Here is a 16,133-nt window from a genome sequence, read left to right on the forward strand (position 1 = left end):
AAAATTATTTAACTTCTTTCCACCATTTTTTAAATATCTGACGTGGATTATCCAGTTCAACCACCTCTCCGATAACCGGCGTCATTAATGGTACGTTCTCAGATTGCGCTAATAATGAAATCCTTTCCAGGGGTTCATTCCATGCATGGTTGCCTAATGCAAATTTAGACGAATGAACGGGAAATAATTTTTTTGCGCCCAGCTCTTTAAAAGCTTTAAGTACTTCTTCCGGTTGCATATGGATGTATTTCCATGCTGTGTCGTACTGACCGTTCTCAAGTATGGCTATGTCTATAGGGCCAAACGATTTTCCTATGCGGGCAAAGTGATCATCGTATCCGCTATCTCCACCAATGTATATACGGCGTGACTTGGTTTGCAGCAGGTAGGAGGCCCATAAAGTGTTATTGGCAGATAGTGCCCTGCCAGAAAAATGCCTTGCAGGAAGTACGTGTATCAGAATTCCGTTCTCAGGTTCGACCGTTTCGTCCCAATCTTTTTCAATTATTACCTTAGGCGAATAGCCCCAGCGCTCTAAATGAGCTCCAACGCCCAATCCACAGACGAGACTCTTTATTTTGGGTTTTAAGGCCACAAGTGTTTTATAGTCAAAATGGTCATAATGATCGTGGGAAATCAGGAGGTAGTCTATTTCTGGAAAATCTGAAGCTGTGTAAATATCGGTACCCTTAAATGCCTTTGTGCCGCCAGGAAGTGGCGATGCATTGCCGCTGAATACCGGATCTACTAATATGCGTATACCGTCAACCTGAATGTAATAAGAGGAGTGTCCAAACCAGATCAGCACGTTCTCTGTCAATGGTATAGCTTTTATATCCGTTTTGATCGACGGGATGCTTTCTGTAGGTTTTATAGTCGTGCTATTATTAAATAAATACTCGTACAAGACTTTTGTGTAACCATATCCTTCGGTTAATTGAGGGGTGTGATGTTTGTTCTGAAATTTTCCATTTCTATAATTCGGCGATTGGATTATCCGTGTTAATCGTTCTCCTTTTGGATTTTGTCCAAACTGCGGAGTCATTGTATATAGAAATACGATGATCCCTAATATAAATATTACTGCAACTGCTACTGCCATTGTTTTAAATGCTTTCTTAAAAAAACCTTTGTATCTCATTTTTCTACTGTTCTATTTCCCAATTAACCTCTTTCTTCAAGGTTGAAATCGACGCTAAAAATATTAGCAACTTTCTTGAAAAGCTCATTGAATACTTACTTTAACCTGTTTTGAAGCGCTTTATCGGAAATAATCCATTTTTCAGACACAACAAATCTACACATCTTAATTTGGATTTACTTTCTTGAAAAGCTCAATTATACTTTCCTGAGAAGCTCATAATGGTTTATGGTCGTTCAGGAAAAGATCCTGATGATGTACTTTATTATTTTTATTATTTTTGCAGCAAATGATTATATATAAAACAGATGAAGAAATAGAGTTGATGCAGATCAGTGCATTGCTGGTCAGCTCCGCTTTGACAGAAGTAGCCAAAGTTTTGAAAACAGGGATGACTACTATGCAGATAGACCGTTTGATCGGGGAGTTTATTGCAGATCATAAGGCAATTCCGTCCTTTCTGAATTATAATGGTTTCCCGTTCAACAGCTGCATCTCAGTTAATGATGTGGTCGTACATGGGTTTCCAAACGACATTCCATTAACGGACGGAGACCTGGTATCAGTAGATGTAGGTGTTTTTAAAAATGGTTTCCATGGGGATCATGCCTATACATTTCTATTAGGCGAAATTACCCCAGAGGTACTTAAACTGGTAAGAGTAACGAAAGAGTCCTTATACGAGGGTATAAAATATGCTACAGTAGGGAAGAGAATAGGTGATATTTCAAATGCTATTCAGGTGCATGCAGAAAAAGAAGGTTATGGTGTAGTGAGAGAACTAGTTGGTCATGGACTGGGAAGTGCGATGCACGAAGATCCTCAATTACCAAATTATGGACGTAAAGGCTCCGGTATGCTATTAAAAGAGAATCTTGTTCTGGCTATCGAACCTATGATTAATATGGGAACAAGAGATATTTATACAGATGAAGATGGCTGGACCATCCGCACCGATGACGGCTTACCGTCAGTTCATTTCGAACACGATGTTTGTATCAAGAAAGGTCAGGCATTGGTACTCTCTGATTACACGCCTATTGAAGCGGCAGAAAAGGCTAACGCTAACCTCAATACTTCATATTACTAAATAATTAAATTTAATCAGGCCCATTCTAATTCTGGGTCTGATTAAATTTTGCCTGTTTCAACTGAAACATGTTTCCCTCCGGATCTTCTCCATCACAAAGCCAATAATCATAGCCGTCAAACGTTTTGATTTCGCGCATTTGAACATGCTGACTAATCAGATATGCCCTGATTTCATGAACATCCTGATTTATTTCAAACACAATCTTTGTGTTATTGTCAAATTTAAAAGCTGCCTTGGTTTTGCTAAGATATTCGTCTCCAATTTGATGGAGGCCAATCTTACAATTTCCGGATTCCAGAAGCGCCCATACGGAATGAAATTCTTCAACTATACTAAAGCCAAAGATGCTAGTGTAGAATGACTTTAAGGTATCGACGTTTTGAACGTAGAGTATAATTGTATCTAGATTAACCTTTATGTGCATTATCCTATCAAATTTGATAATAAAAAACTGCTCGGAATCTTCCGGACAAGATTTCGGAAATTATTAAAAAATTGATTAAAAAGGTGTTTTTAATCAATTTTTTTTCTAAAAATACCCTAACCGTTCATCGTTATTCTGCGTCAGGCGTACGTAAGCTTATTTAAAATTCAGGTTGTATGAGGTTAAATTGTATTTAATTTAAAGTTAATCGAGTCTCGCTCTGGTCAGGTTAACATTTGCTGCACACTTTGTTCGCTGTTCCTTCGGACTTCCTTCGTTGTTCCTTCAATCGAAATCGAACAAAATACGAAGGGAGTATGCACAGGTTCTGAACCTGTACCTATCTAAACCTGGACTTGTATTTTCGTTAAAAGATACTTGAAGGCTTATTTTTAATGAAATAAACGGGAGACTCAGAAGATTACAAATCCATGCTTTTTGAAGCTGATAAGTCTGATAAATAATTTTTTTAATATTTCTTATATTTAGACCTTACGACAAGAGTAGATGAAGAGCCAGATTTTAAAGTTAGCATCCATTGCCAATGCCCCTACAAGAACTATAATAGGTTTAATGTCAGGAACTTCTCTGGATGGACTTGACATTGCGCTATGCCAATTTAAAGGCACAGGACCTGGTACCGTTTGCCGGCTTCTTGAATTTACTACCATCCCTTACACAGATGATTTCCGATCCAGAATCAAAGAGATTGCTTTCCAACCGTTAGCCGATCTTTGTAAACTGACAGTGCTAAATGCTGAAATTGGGACCTATACGGCAGAGTTGGTCCTTCAGGCGTTGAAAAGCTGGAACTTCCCGGTGACAGACGTCGATATAATAGCCAGTCATGGACAAACAATATTTCACGCTCCGAAATCTTTTCATTTGCAGAATTCCGCTCCGAACGCAACATTACAAATAGGTGATGCAGATCATATTGCCGTAAAAACCGGAATAATCACCCTCTCAGACTTCAGGCAGAAACACATAGCGGCTGGTGGGGAAGGAGCTCCACTGGTTTTCTACGGCGACAGCCTTTTGTTTACGGATCAGCAAGAAAACAGGATTCTCCTAAATATAGGAGGCATCTCCAATTTCACATGGCTGCCTTCCGGCGAAACCGATTTGACGGCTTTTTCTACTGATGTCGGACCAGGAAATACAATGATGGACCAGTATATTTCGAGCCAGTTTCCCGGCAAATCTTTTGATCAGGATGCAATTATTGCATCATCCGGAACAGTAAACGAGCAATTATTGAAAATATTAATGGCCAATCCGTTCTTCAAACTGGGCCTGCCCAGAACGACGGGGCCTGAATATTTTAATCTAAGATATTTGGAAGACGCGCTTCGAAAATGTGGAAAGCCAGTATGTTCACCAGCAGATATAATGGCTACATTATGTGCATTCTCTGCCAGAGTTATTGTACAAACTATTCAGCAATTGACTGGTGATATTCCTTATCAGATCTATGTAAGTGGTGGAGGAATGCACAATCCACTTCTGAATAAGATGATTAGTGAAGGGTTAAATCTGAATTTACAATCCACCCAGGAGTTGGGATTGAATCCCGATGCCAAGGAAGCCGTCTTATTTGCTTTACTTGCGAATGAATGTATAGCTGCGCCGCAGCAGGCCTTTAAATCGCGACCGGGTATCCCGGCGGTGACGATGGGCAAGATCAGTCTGCCAGACTAAATTAATTAAACCTAGACCAACAAAAATATAATGACCAGCAGAAGAGATTTTATAAGAAACACCAGTATTCTAGGCACGGCCTCCCTGACCATGGGTACCCTGGGACAAGCAATTGCCTTTCCCGCATTCAGTGGGGCAAAAGGTAAGATGAAATTAAAATTCCGCCCTTATACACTCCAGTTAAATCACGTATTTACCCTCGCAACCAGCTCCAGAAGCACAACCCCCGTTGTCCTCACTGAAATTGAGTATGAAGGACTTGTAGGTTATGGAGAAGCCTCAATGCCACCGTACTTGGGTGAGTCGCATGAAACTGTGCTTAAATTTTTAGGAAAAGTAGACTTGTCGAAATTTGATGATCCTTTTCAGCTGGAGGATATTCTGCACTACGTAGATCAGCTTGCGCCGGAAAACAAAGCGGCGAAAGCTTCTGTGGATATCGCACTCCATGATCTGATCGGTAAAATAATGCAGCAGCCCTGGTATAAAATATGGGGATATAATCCTGTAAATACACCGGTAACCTCTTTTACCATAGGAATAGATACAGCTGAAGTAGTCCGCCAGAAAGTAAAAGAAGCTGAACCTTATAAATTACTTAAAGTAAAGCTGGGCAGGGACACTGATAAAATGATGATAGAAACTATCCGGGAAGTTACCGATAAGCCAATCTGTGTCGATATTAATCAGGGCTGGACAGATAGAAATTTCGCTTTAGATATGGCCGGGTGGTTAAAAGAAAAAGGTGTGGTATTTATAGAACAGGGTATGCCTAAAGAACGAATTGATGATAATGCATGGTTAACTGAAAATAGTCCCTTACCAACCTTTGGCGACGAGGCTGTGCAGCGCTTACCTGACGTGTTGAAGGCATATAAAGTTTATAGCGGAATTAATATTAAGCTGATGAAATCTACAGGAATGCGCGAAGCACATAAGATGCTTACTATGGCGCGGTCTTTGGGCATGAAAGTGATGATTGGTTGTATGACTGAAACCTCCTGTGCCATATCTGCGGCAGCACAGTTGGCACCAATGGCCGACTACGCCGACCTAGATGGTGCTCTTCTGATTGGAAATGATGTGTTTAAAGGCATGACAATTCAAGATGGTAAGGTTACCCTAAGTACGCTTCCAGGGATAGGATTGAAATTGATTTGATAAAATAAAAAGATATATGCAGGAACATATTGTAATTATAGGTGGTGGCTTTGCCGGAATTAATATGGCAAAAGCACTGGGTAAGCATAAAGATTTTAAGGTTACACTAGTAGATAAGAACAATTACAATTTCTTTCCTCCGCTGATATACCAGGTAGCAACGGCATTTTTGGAACCTTCCAGTATCAGCTACCCGATCCGGAAAATTTTTCGTGGCAAAGGAAATCTGCATTTCCGTTATGCCAGACTTATCCGTGTAAACCCCGAAGCGAAACAGGTTGAGTTGAGCAATGGGATTCTAGATTACGATCACCTTGTTTTTGCAACTGGTGCTGAGACCAATTATTTTGGGATGGAGAACGTCCGCAAGAATGCAATTCCTATGAAAACGCTGAGCGATGCTATTCAGATGCGGAACAGAATGCTCACCAATTTTGAAGAAGCAGCCATTCATACGGACCCGGAGGAAATCCGTAAAAACCTAACCATCGTTATTGCAGGTGGAGGGCCTACAGGTGTGGAGATCTCGGGTATGTTCGCGGAGATGAGGTACTCAATTGTCAGAAAAGACTATCCGGAATTTAAAAATAATACAGGTGCTGAAATTTATCTGGTTGATGGGGGAGCTGCGCTTCTGAAACCGATGAGTAAAGATTCTCAAACCCACACTTACGAAGCGCTGACGAAATTAGGAGTTAAGGTAATTCTCAATAGCCATGTTAGTGATTATGTAGACGACCATGTCGTTTTCTCGGATGGGACTAAGATTGCAACCAGGAACCTGATCTGGGCAGCAGGTGTAAGTGCTATGATCTTTGAAGGGGTGCCGGCAGCAAGTTATGGAAGAGGAAAACGTTTAATCGTAAATGAGTTTCATGAGGTGGCAGGATTAAATCATGTATACGCAATTGGAGACACTTCTGGTATGACTGGCGATCCCGGATTTCCCGACATGCATCCACAAGTTGCCCAGGTAGCTATTCAGCAAGGTTTGAATCTGGCCGGAAATTTCGCTAAAAAATTCTCTGGAAAGCCGCCTGTCGCTTTCCGTTACCACGATAAGGGCAGTATGGCTATCATTGGTAGAAATAAAGCTGTGGTCGATTTACCAAAGCCTAAACTACATTTGAGTGGATTTATCGCCTGGCTTGCCTGGTTGTTCATTCATTTATTGTCACTAATCTCGTACCGGAACCGTTTGAATACACTTTACAATTGGACAGTCGCGTATTTTTCGCGCGATCAGAGTCTTCGGATGATTATCAGACCAATGGACGAAACAAATAAAACACCTGCAGAAGATAAAATTGACGTTTAAAAAGCACGAATTGGGCCTTTTTTAAATATTTTCGCGTTTATTTAAGATTATGATAACCCTAAAAGAGCTTTTTCTGAAAAATAATGCACAGACCTCAACCAGTCCTAATATGCTGGAAATTGAATCTGCATCTGGTATTTACCTATATGATACGCAGGGAAAGCGATATATGGATTTGGTGTCGGGGTTTGCAGTAAGCAATATCGGGCATCGGCATCCGCATGTGATTGACGCGATTAAAGCACAGCTGGATAAATTTCTGCACCTCACTGTTTATGGAGAATACGTACAGTCGCCGATGGTTAGGTTTGCAGAAAAGCTGATCAGCGTTTTACCTGCAAGTCTCAACAACGTGTATTTTGTAAATTCGGGTGCTGAGGCTACAGAAGGGGCATTAAAATTAGCTAAACGTTTTACAAGCAGAACCGGCATCATTAGTTGCTATCAGAGTTATCATGGCAGCACCCATGGTGCTTTAAGTGTAATGGGAAATGAGCAGTATAAACAAAAGTATCGTCCGTTATTGCCTGACGTCAGTTTTATTCATTTCAATGAAACAAGCGAACTGGATAGAATTACGGAAACCACTGCTGCAGTAATTATTGAGACTGTACAGGGAGAAGCAGGCATTCGTGTTGCATCCAATGATTATATGCTGGCACTTCGTGCCCGTTGCAACGAAACTGGAACGCTCTTGATCATGGACGAAATTCAGGCTGCATTCGGCCGTACCGGGAAACTATTTGCTTTCGAGAATTATGGAATTGAACCAGATATTCTACTACTGGCAAAAGCGCTAGGTGGCGGAATGCCAATTGGTGCGTTCATTGCCAACCGCGACGTAATGGGCGCATTGAAAGAAAATCCGATACTCGGACATATCACTACATTCGGCGGACATCCGGTGTCGTGTGTCGCCGGACTTGCGAGTCTGGAGGTGATCCTGAATGAAGATCTAGTGAAAGATGTAAACAAAAAAGGCGAGCTATTCCGTTCCCTATTAATTCACCCTTTAATTAAGGAAATTAGGGGTAAGGGACTAATGCTAAGTATTCAACTGGATAATTTTCAGCAAGTTGAAGCGATTAGTAAGCATTGTGCAGGACAAGGGTTAATTATAGACTGGTTCCTGCACTGCGAAACTGCAATGAGAATAGCTCCACCGTTAATTATAACTGAAGAACAAATTCAGGATGCCTGTAAGATAATTCTCACAGCTCTGGACTCATTTCAGGAAGCTAACTGAAAGTAAACCTTATCTATCAGGTCTCCAGCAGTAAATGGTTTTGACAAGAAGTCATCAGGCCCAAAATCCTGATGATTTATTTGTTCCTGACCTGTTACACCACTAATCAGAATTACCGGAATGTGCTGCAATGCGCTATCTTCTTTGATTGCTCTGCATATTTGCCTTCCATCTACGCCATCCAGTATAATATCCATAAGTACGAGGTCTGGTTTTTCTCTGCGGATTTCATCCAGTGCGGACTTCCCGGATGCGAATACTTTTAGATCCCAGTCTACGAAATCAAGTACGGTCTGCAGTGCATGTAAGATTTCCTGGTCATCGTCAATAATGAGAATTTTCTTTGTTAATTGCATATAATTAGGTTAAAGCTTTAGCATATGAATTCCGTTCCATAACGGTTTTTATGGTTTCAGAACAAACGTTCGGGCTAATTGTTGTTGAATAACCAATTAATTTTATCTTAATTTATTGCACTTCATGCAGGACATACGCTGGATCCTTATACTTGAAATCTTTTATTCATTTATTATTATTTTAACCTGCCTGCGTATTATTTACGATACCCGGTCTACGATTAAAACGCTCGCTTATCTGATGCTGACAGTATTTCTGCCTGTCATCGGCGTTGTGATTTATTTCTCTATCGGTACAAATTACCGGAAGCGGAAACTCTATAGTAAAAAGATAACAAAAGATGAACGTATTCAGCGCATGATCGGACAGCGCTTGTATCTCGAGTCGAAAAAAGTCTGGGATACCGTTCCACACGAAATGGCAAGATTTCAAAAGCTTGCAAGGCTTTTACTTAAGGATGGATTGAGCTTACTGAGCGGTCATAATAAAGTGGAGGTTTTGCTAAATGGTGAACAAAAGTTCCCGGCTGTTTTACAGGCAATGAAAGATGCTAAACATCACATACATATCGAATATTATATTTTCGAAGATGACGATATTGGAAATGCGATAAAAGAAGTATTAATTGAAAAAGCGAAAGCCGGTATACAGGTTCGTTTTATATACGATGACTTCGGCAGTCGTAGTATACGTAAGAAACTCGTTCCCGAGCTGCGGGCGGCAGGAGTGGAGGCTTACCCTTTTTATAAGATTTTGTTTATTGCGCTAGCCAACCGGTTGAATTACAGGAACCACAGAAAAATTATTATTATCGACGGATGTATCGCTTTTACCGGAGGAATAAATGTTAGTGACCGATATCAGAATTTGGCTCAAAGCTCAAACGACCTGTATTGGAGAGATACTCATGTAAAAATCACTGGCCCGGGGACATATTATCTGCAGTATTTATTTATATGCGATTGGAACTTCTGTGCTGAACAAGAGCTCATACCGCAAGAGGAATTTTTCTGTGATTGGGAAACTAAATATGGCGAAGCCATTGTACAGATCGCTGCAAGCGGACCAGATTCTGATAACCCTACCATTCTATATTCCCAAATCCAGGCAATAGGTATGGCCGAGCAGGAAATTTTAATCACTACTCCCTATTTTATACCAGGCGAGAGTTTACTGGATGCGTTGATTGTTGCGTCTCTAAGCGGTGTAAAAGTAAGGATACTCGTACCAGGGAAGTCAGATTCCATTGTAGTTGCGGCGGCGGCAAGGTCCTATTACGGAGAACTGCTGGAAGCTGGAGTAGAAATTTACCAGTACAGGAAAGGTTTTATCCATGCAAAAACAATGGTTATTGATGAACAATTGTCCGTTATAGGAACTGCAAATATGGATAACAGGAGTTATGAATTGAATTTTGAAGTGAATGCTGTAATTTATGACCAGCAGACCGCCAGACAAATGACAACCGTATTCGAAAGGGATCTCGAGGACGCCGAAAGAATTAAGGCTTCAGACTGGAAGAAAAGGCCGTTATATAAGCAGTTGCCCGAAAAACTATGTCGCTTATTTTCACCCTTATTGTAGCACGCTAACGACCGGCGAGATATTCCTCAATTTCAGCGGGAATAATACTGCCGGTATGTTGAACAGCAAGTTTAAGTTGTTCGGGGCTCACCTCGAATTTACTCGCCCAGTATTCAATTTCATAATACTCGTTCATATTAATTACTTTTCGGTCTGGAACCTGAAACGCAGATTCATCTTCCATATGTTTTCTCAAGATCATATCATTATTTTGTATGATTATAACAATACTTATGCCTAAATCTGCTATTCAGGGATAGGGTGGCTATATTTGCCCTATGTCAGCTATCTTTTTGCGCTACTCTAATTCTAAAAAATATGCGTTTACCGCACTGTTTTTTTGCTTTTTGCTTTGTTCTTCCTGTGCTGTTCGTCACCAGACTACAGCCAAACAACTACAGCAGCCTGACATTTCAGCGCTTAGATATATCGGTAAATCTGTCATTCCCAATGCTTTCGAATTTAGAAAAACTACAGTAGGGGGTTTATCCGGCATTGATTATGATCCGTATACTGACATTTATTATATGCTGTCAGATGATCGCTCCTCAATTAATCCTGCCAGGTTTTATACTGCAAAGATTAAACTCGCGGATACCGGTATTGCTGATATAAAGTTCAACAGCGTCCATTTCTTAAAACAGAAAGATGGGCGGATTTATCCTGGTGCTAAAGAAAATATTCATAAAGCAACTGACCCGGAGGCAATCCGTTTTAGCCCTGTTCACCAAAATATTGTCTGGAGCAGTGAAGGCGAACGGATTGTTGATCGCAGAGATACTGTCCTGGTAGACCCGACAATTATATTCAGCAATCTTAAAGGAAAGTTTCTGAATTCTGTACCATTGCCCGATAACCTGCGGATGCAAGTCAAAGAATCTGGGCCAAGACGTAATGGCGTCCTGGAAGGGTTGAGTTACGCGAATAATTTTAAGGAACTTTATGCAAGTATGGAAGAACCTCTTTATCAGGATGGTCCACAGTCAGCTTTTGCTCCAAACGGTGCCTTGGTCAGAATATTCCGTTTTGATCTGGAGGGAAAGCGGCCTACAGGTGAGTTTGCTTATGAGCTGGATCCAATAGCTCACAAGCCCAAAACTGAAAACGCTGACTATAATAATGGTATTCCGGATATCTTATGGATAGGCGAACAGAAGTTTCTAGTTACAGAGAGATCCTATACTTCAGACCATCGCGGGACTACGATAAAAATATTCCTGGCTGATTTTTCTACTGCAGAAGATATTAAAGATATACCCTCACTGATCAACTATCCGCAGGTAAAGAAGGTAAGTAAAAAATTATTGTTAAATCTCGACGACCTTGGGATGTATATAGATAATGTAGAAGGAGTAACCCTGGGTCCGGTATTAAACAACGGAAATCGTTCGCTAATTTTAATTGCAGATAATAACTTTAGCAAAAAACAGCAGGCCCAGGTCATTCTTTTTGAAATTATTCCCTGAAGAGTTCGAGTTGATCAGGGTCGGGATAACCAGGTTTAGTACGGTTATCATCAAACCTGCTGATCGATAAACCAAGTAAACGTACACTCATATCGACTGTAGCTACGCTATTTAAAAGTTTCCCCGCGCAGTTCATAATCTGGTTATAACCAGCAATAGGTTTGGAAAATGATTCACTTCGGGTAATTTGGGTAAAATCTGCATATTTGACTTTTAAGGTCAGCGTTTTTCCTTTCAGCTTTTTGCTTTCAAGCCTTTCAGTTACTTTTTGCGCAAGATATCCCAGCTCTGTCATCATTTCTTCCACATCTTCCAGATCTTTACTAAAAGTATCTTCTGCGCCCAGCGACTTGGTATCCCTATCCGGTCTTACACTTCGCTCATCAACCCCCCGAACAATATTATAATAGAAGGAACCAACCTTTCCAAATTTGAGATTCAACTCTTTCTCAGATAATTTTTTCAGATCAGCACCAGTATAAAAACCCATTTTTTTCATTTTATCGGCAGTCACTTTACCAACTCCAAAGAACTTCTCTACAGGAAGCCGCTCCATAAACCGCTCTATTTTAGACGGACCTATAAAAGTTAATCCATCTGGCTTATTCATATCGGAAGCAATCTTCGCGATAAATTTATTACTGGAAACACCGGCAGAAGCAGTAAGGTTTAGTTCTTCACGAATCGCATCTTTGATTTCTTGGGCAATAGTGAGCGCTGAGCCGATTCCTAATTTGTCGGCAGTGACGTCCAGGTAGGCCTCATCTAAGGAAAGCGGTTCGATTAAATCTGTATATCTGGAGAATATAGCTCTTATTTGTCTGGACACAGTCTGGTAGGCATCAAACCTCGGTCTGACGAAAATAGCGGTTGGACATAATTGTATTGCCCGGATAGAGGACATGGCTGAGTGAATACCAAATTTCCTCGCTTCGTAGCTTGCTGTGGCGACAACACCCCGCCCGGTCGGAGAACCGCCGACTACGATCGGCTTACCCCGGTATTCCGGAAAATCTCTTTGTTCCACAGCTGCATAAAATGCATCCATATCGATATGAATTATTTTACGTTTCATGCTTGCAGATAGTTTAATGTCATATTAATTGATAAAGACAAATATCCCAAATTCCGGCGTGTAAATTGTCATTGCACATCTATATATTTGAAGCATTAATTCTATATTCCTATGCAGGAAAAACAAGTCTTTCAAACCGATAAAAAGAACAGGTGGTTAACCTTTCAATGGGTGACAAGAAGTCTGATCATCATTTTTATCATCGCATCTGTTTGCGTCGCTCTCACCTTGTTTTCAAGTGATTATCCAGCTCTGCCGGTAATCAACACAACAACTAAACTAAATTCCAAACAGCTGGAACAGTTGAAGAAATCTACGGTATACAAAGAATTCAGTATTTCTAAACGTAAACTGCTCCAGATTCAAAAAGATCAGCATTTACATCATCTGAGACACCCGAATAATAAGGCGCGCATCAATGCTGGTTTTTATGTAAACTGGGATCCGCAGTCGCTGACTGACCTGAAGGATAAAATTAAATATTTGGATATGGTGGTTACAGAATCATTCTTTATCAAAAATGGTGCTGATACGCTGGTCGATCAGGTCGATACCGATGCGATGAAGATTATTCTAAAACATAAAAAAACTGCTATTGCGATGGTCTCTAATTTTAGCGGAAATCAGTTTGATGGAAATGCAATTCATAAGTTGCTGCAGGATAAATATTTACAAAATCGTTTTATTGATAATCTGATCATTTCTCTTCAGAAATACGGCTTTAAAGGGGTGAATATAGATTTCGAGGAAATTAAAGAAGCATCTGATGTTCCTTTAGCAGAGTTTCAGCGGAATCTTTATGAAAAGCTGCACGCAAAAAACCTGCTGGTTACACAGGATATATCACCCGGGAACGATGATTATAATCTGAAAGTGCTGGAAAAGTATAATGACTACATTTTCGTGATGGCCTATGATCAGCATACTGAAAGTAGTAATGCCGGATATATTTCGCATCAGAGCTGGGTTGAGGAACAACTGGATAAGATATGTGAAAGAATTTCTGCCGATAAAGTAATCCTTGCGCTTGCATGTTACGGTTATGACTGGCCCGATCAGAATACCGGAAAAACAATTACCTATCAACAGGCTATCGCTACTGCCAACAGATACAAAAGCAAAATCACTTATAACAAAGAATCTTCGAATCTTAATTTCGACTATACAGATGAATCTAACATTCATCATCAGGTATTTTTTACGGATGCTGCAACAAATTTTAACCTGATCAGAAGAGCTGACGATTGGGGTTTGGCTGGTGTCGGTATCTGGCGTATGGGTGCAGAAGATCCAAGGTTGTGGAATTTTATTGGCAAGAACCTAAGCCTGGATTCAATTCGGAAAAGTGGTGTCGACCTGAAAAATTTCACTCATATCGGTTTAAATGATAGAATTGATTATTCCGGAGAAGGAGAGGTCCTTGATCTGGTCTCTGTTCCAAAGGAAGGGAAAGTATCCATCAATATAGATACCCTGAATTATCTGATCAGCGATCAGCAGTATGTTGTACTTCCAACTAAATATAGTATCAGAAGATATGGTAGTGCAGATAAAAAAATCGTACTTACTTTTGATGATGGTCCGGACCCTGTCTATACACCACAAATTCTTTCTATTCTGCAAAAGGAAAAAGTTCCGGCAAGCTTCTTTGTGGTAGGCATAATGGCAGAGCAGAATATGGGCTTGCTTTTAAGAGAGTATCAATTAGGGTATGAGATTGGTAATCATACATTTTTTCATCCTGATATGTCAAAGGTGGGAAAGGAAAGGGTAAATTTCGAGTTGAATGCAACCCGCAAACTCATCGAGTCTGTAACCGGACACAGTACTATTTTATTCCGTCCGCCTTATAATGCAGATGCAGAACCTTCAACTTCTGCTGAAATTCTTCCGGTTGCACAGAGCCGGGAACAGAACTATATTAATATCGGAGAATCAATTGATCCAAATGACTGGAAACCAGGGATAACGGCCGATCAAATTTACAATGCTGTTGTTAAACAATCTGCAATGGGTAATGTACTTCTATTGCATGACGCAGGCGGAAACAGACAGGCGACGGTGGAAGCACTTCCTAGAATTATAAAATATTTTCGGTCTAAGGGTTATCAATTTGTCACGATTGGAAACCTGATTGGCAAAACAAGAGCAGAGCTTATGCCTGCTGTAAACGCAGATGAAAATGCATTTATCAGTTCGGGCGATACAGTGTTCCTGAAAGTGTTCTCTTATGGAACGCTGTTCCTAAACTATATTTTTATCTTAGCTATCATCCTGGCTATGCTGAGAAGCATTTTTATTGCAATTATGGCCATTCGTCAGCGCCGCCTTAGCAAAAAGGAAACAGGTGTATTGCTTCAGAATCCTCAGTTACCCGTCAGTATTATTATACCAGCTTTTAATGAAGAGGTTACTGTTGTAAATACGATAAACAGTTTGCTGAGATCTGATTATCCTTTTGCTGAATTCATCTTTGTGGATGACGGTTCTACAGACAAAACTTTTGAAATTGTGCAGCGTCATTTTGGTAATCATGAAAGGATTAAATTATACAGCAAACCAAATGGCGGAAAAGCATCAGCTTTAAACTATGGTATTCTAAAGGCATCTGCGGACTTTGTAATTTGTATCGACGCCGACACGCAACTCAAGACCGATGCAATTAAAGAGCTGATGCGTTATTTTTATGAAGAAGAAATTGCTGCAGTGGCTGGCTCTGTTAAAGTTGGAAATAAGGTTAATTTAATAACTAACTGGCAGTCTATAGAATATATAACAGCTCAAAACATGGATAGAAGGGCTTTTGATTTGTTGAACACGATTACTGTGGTGCCTGGTGCGATCGGTGCATTTCGTAAAAAAGTGATTGGCGAGGTCGGTGGATTTACTACTGATACTTTAGCAGAAGACTGCGATCTGACTATGCGTATTTTGCGTGCGGGTTATACGGTCCGTAACTGTGATGCGGCAATTGCCTATACAGAAGCTCCCGAAACCGTAACCATGTTATTAAAACAACGCTTAAGATGGAGTTTCGGTGTCATGCAGAGTTTCTGGAAAAACAAAGATACTTTGCTGAATAAAAAGTATGGGTACTTTGGATTAGTGGGGATGCCTAACATTCTGATCTATCAAATAATTTTACCCTTGTTTTCACCATTAGCCGATTTCTTTATGGTTCTATCCATGGTAACAGGTCTGTTCTCTTTATCTTCAGTACATGCGCTGACCTGGGAAGGGGTGGGCAGTCTGTTGAGTTTAAATAATGGCTTCGGACAGGTATTCTTCTACTACTGTATTTTTATTCTGGTAGATCTTCTTTTTGCTGCAATAGCGCTAAGAATGGAGAAAGAATCTTATAAAAAATTGATCTATATAATTCCTCAGCGATTTTATTGGCGGCAGTTGATGTATATCGTTTTATTCAGGTCTTTAAGGAAAGCTTTAAAGGGTGAGCTCGAAAGTTGGGGTGTATTGAAAAGAACAGGCAGTGTTAAGGAACAAAATGCTTAATTTTGTAAATCAGCTACGGATTAATGGTCTGTAGCTGATTTTAAATTTTTATAA

Annotated in this window: 13 protein-coding genes; 8 read left to right on the top strand and 5 right to left on the bottom strand. The window is 40.3% G+C overall.

Features of this window, described 5'->3' with window-relative positions; genetic code table 11:
• Nucleotides 1-4: 4 nt before the first annotated feature.
• Nucleotides 5-1,102 carry an MBL fold metallo-hydrolase gene (locus tag BLR53_RS02290; protein WP_083331987.1) on the bottom strand — a complete coding sequence of 366 codons (1,098 nt, stop codon included), beginning with the start codon at nucleotides 1,100-1,102 and terminating at the stop codon, nucleotides 5-7.
• 328 nt (nucleotides 1,103-1,430) lie between these two features.
• Here BLR53_RS02290 and map point away from each other — a divergent pair, with 328 nt between their 5' ends.
• Entirely contained in the window at nucleotides 1,431-2,231 is an 801-nt protein-coding gene (gene map / locus BLR53_RS02295; protein ID WP_037443884.1) for a type I methionyl aminopeptidase, read from the top strand.
• Nucleotides 2,232-2,256: 25 nt separating this feature from the next.
• On the opposite strand, the gene BLR53_RS02300 is transcribed toward map, so the two are convergent.
• The gene (locus tag BLR53_RS02300) at nucleotides 2,257-2,658 is read right to left on the bottom strand and encodes a VOC family protein (protein WP_037443882.1); all 402 of its coding nucleotides are present in this window, start codon (nucleotides 2,656-2,658) and stop codon (nucleotides 2,257-2,259) included.
• 507 nt (nucleotides 2,659-3,165) lie between these two features.
• Between BLR53_RS02300 and BLR53_RS02305 the strand changes: the two genes are divergently transcribed.
• Genes BLR53_RS02305 through BLR53_RS02320 form a run of 4 tightly spaced genes read left to right on the top strand, consistent with a single transcriptional unit; the run spans nucleotide 3,166 to nucleotide 8,084 of the window.
• Nucleotides 3,166-4,359, top strand: coding sequence for an anhydro-N-acetylmuramic acid kinase (locus tag BLR53_RS02305; RefSeq protein WP_074586769.1), 1,194 nt, complete (start codon nucleotides 3,166-3,168; stop codon nucleotides 4,357-4,359).
• Nucleotides 4,360-4,389: 30 nt separating this feature from the next.
• Nucleotides 4,390-5,520: a dipeptide epimerase gene (locus BLR53_RS02310; RefSeq protein WP_074586771.1), complete on the top strand. Its 1,131-nt coding sequence runs from the start codon at nucleotides 4,390-4,392 to the stop codon at nucleotides 5,518-5,520.
• 16 nt (nucleotides 5,521-5,536) lie between these two features.
• Entirely contained in the window at nucleotides 5,537-6,838 is a 1,302-nt protein-coding gene (locus BLR53_RS02315; RefSeq protein ID WP_074586777.1) for an NAD(P)/FAD-dependent oxidoreductase, read from the top strand.
• 49 nt (nucleotides 6,839-6,887) lie between these two features.
• Nucleotides 6,888-8,084: an aspartate aminotransferase family protein gene (locus BLR53_RS02320; RefSeq protein ID WP_074586782.1), complete on the top strand. Its 1,197-nt coding sequence runs from the start codon at nucleotides 6,888-6,890 to the stop codon at nucleotides 8,082-8,084.
• Here the strand turns inward: BLR53_RS02320 and BLR53_RS02325 are convergent.
• The gene (locus tag BLR53_RS02325; RefSeq protein WP_037443874.1) at nucleotides 8,069-8,440 is read right to left on the bottom strand and encodes a response regulator; all 372 of its coding nucleotides are present in this window, start codon (nucleotides 8,438-8,440) and stop codon (nucleotides 8,069-8,071) included. The two genes, BLR53_RS02320 and BLR53_RS02325, sit on opposite strands and share 16 nt — an antisense overlap.
• Before the next feature lie 124 nt (nucleotides 8,441-8,564).
• Here BLR53_RS02325 and cls point away from each other — a divergent pair, with 124 nt between their 5' ends.
• Nucleotides 8,565-10,025: a cardiolipin synthase gene (cls, locus tag BLR53_RS02330; RefSeq protein ID WP_074586787.1), complete on the top strand. Its 1,461-nt coding sequence runs from the start codon at nucleotides 8,565-8,567 to the stop codon at nucleotides 10,023-10,025.
• A 4-nt stretch (nucleotides 10,026-10,029) separates the two neighbouring features.
• On the opposite strand, the gene BLR53_RS02335 is transcribed toward cls, so the two are convergent.
• Nucleotides 10,030-10,227: a DUF3606 domain-containing protein gene (locus tag BLR53_RS02335; protein WP_234797478.1), complete on the bottom strand. Its 198-nt coding sequence runs from the start codon at nucleotides 10,225-10,227 to the stop codon at nucleotides 10,030-10,032.
• Nucleotides 10,228-10,303: 76 nt separating this feature from the next.
• On the opposite strand from BLR53_RS02335, the gene BLR53_RS02340 reads away from it, so the two are divergent.
• The gene (locus BLR53_RS02340) at nucleotides 10,304-11,491 is read left to right on the top strand and encodes an esterase-like activity of phytase family protein (protein WP_074586791.1); all 1,188 of its coding nucleotides are present in this window, start codon (nucleotides 10,304-10,306) and stop codon (nucleotides 11,489-11,491) included.
• Here the strand turns inward: BLR53_RS02340 and dinB are convergent.
• The gene (gene dinB / locus BLR53_RS02345) at nucleotides 11,481-12,566 is read right to left on the bottom strand and encodes a DNA polymerase IV (protein ID WP_143007804.1); all 1,086 of its coding nucleotides are present in this window, start codon (nucleotides 12,564-12,566) and stop codon (nucleotides 11,481-11,483) included. The genes BLR53_RS02340 and dinB overlap by 11 nt on opposite strands.
• A gap of 111 nt (nucleotides 12,567-12,677) precedes the next feature.
• On the opposite strand from dinB, the gene BLR53_RS02350 reads away from it, so the two are divergent.
• The gene (locus BLR53_RS02350) at nucleotides 12,678-16,079 is read left to right on the top strand and encodes a trifunctional glycoside hydrolase family 18/polysaccharide deacetylase/glycosyltransferase family 2 protein (protein WP_074586800.1); all 3,402 of its coding nucleotides are present in this window, start codon (nucleotides 12,678-12,680) and stop codon (nucleotides 16,077-16,079) included.
• The last annotated feature ends 54 nt before the right edge of the window (nucleotides 16,080-16,133 follow it).

Origin of the sequence: Pedobacter antarcticus (genome assembly GCF_900103515.1) — a bacterium.
GTDB classification, from domain to species: Bacteria; Bacteroidota; Bacteroidia; order Sphingobacteriales; family Sphingobacteriaceae; genus Pedobacter; species Pedobacter antarcticus.

Bases quoted from the DNA above. Each gene is read 5' to 3' on its own strand.
- BLR53_RS02290 (WP_083331987.1), bottom strand. From the start codon at position 1,102: ATGGCAGTAGCAGTTGCAGTAATATTTATATTAGGGATCATCGTATTT.
- map (WP_037443884.1), top strand. From the start codon at position 1,431: ATGATTATATATAAAACAGATGAAGAAATAGAGTTGATGCAGATCAGT.
- BLR53_RS02300 (WP_037443882.1), bottom strand. From the start codon at position 2,658: ATGCACATAAAGGTTAATCTAGATACAATTATACTCTACGTTCAAAAC.
- BLR53_RS02305 (WP_074586769.1), top strand. From the start codon at position 3,166: ATGAAGAGCCAGATTTTAAAGTTAGCATCCATTGCCAATGCCCCTACA.
- BLR53_RS02310 (WP_074586771.1), top strand. From the start codon at position 4,390: ATGACCAGCAGAAGAGATTTTATAAGAAACACCAGTATTCTAGGCACG.
- BLR53_RS02315 (WP_074586777.1), top strand. From the start codon at position 5,537: ATGCAGGAACATATTGTAATTATAGGTGGTGGCTTTGCCGGAATTAAT.
- BLR53_RS02320 (WP_074586782.1), top strand. From the start codon at position 6,888: ATGATAACCCTAAAAGAGCTTTTTCTGAAAAATAATGCACAGACCTCA.
- BLR53_RS02325 (WP_037443874.1), bottom strand. From the start codon at position 8,440: ATGCAATTAACAAAGAAAATTCTCATTATTGACGATGACCAGGAAATC.
- cls (WP_074586787.1), top strand. From the start codon at position 8,565: ATGCAGGACATACGCTGGATCCTTATACTTGAAATCTTTTATTCATTT.
- BLR53_RS02335 (WP_234797478.1), bottom strand. From the start codon at position 10,227: ATGATCTTGAGAAAACATATGGAAGATGAATCTGCGTTTCAGGTTCCA.
- BLR53_RS02340 (WP_074586791.1), top strand. From the start codon at position 10,304: ATGTCAGCTATCTTTTTGCGCTACTCTAATTCTAAAAAATATGCGTTT.
- dinB (WP_143007804.1), bottom strand. From the start codon at position 12,566: ATGAAACGTAAAATAATTCATATCGATATGGATGCATTTTATGCAGCT.
- BLR53_RS02350 (WP_074586800.1), top strand. From the start codon at position 12,678: ATGCAGGAAAAACAAGTCTTTCAAACCGATAAAAAGAACAGGTGGTTA.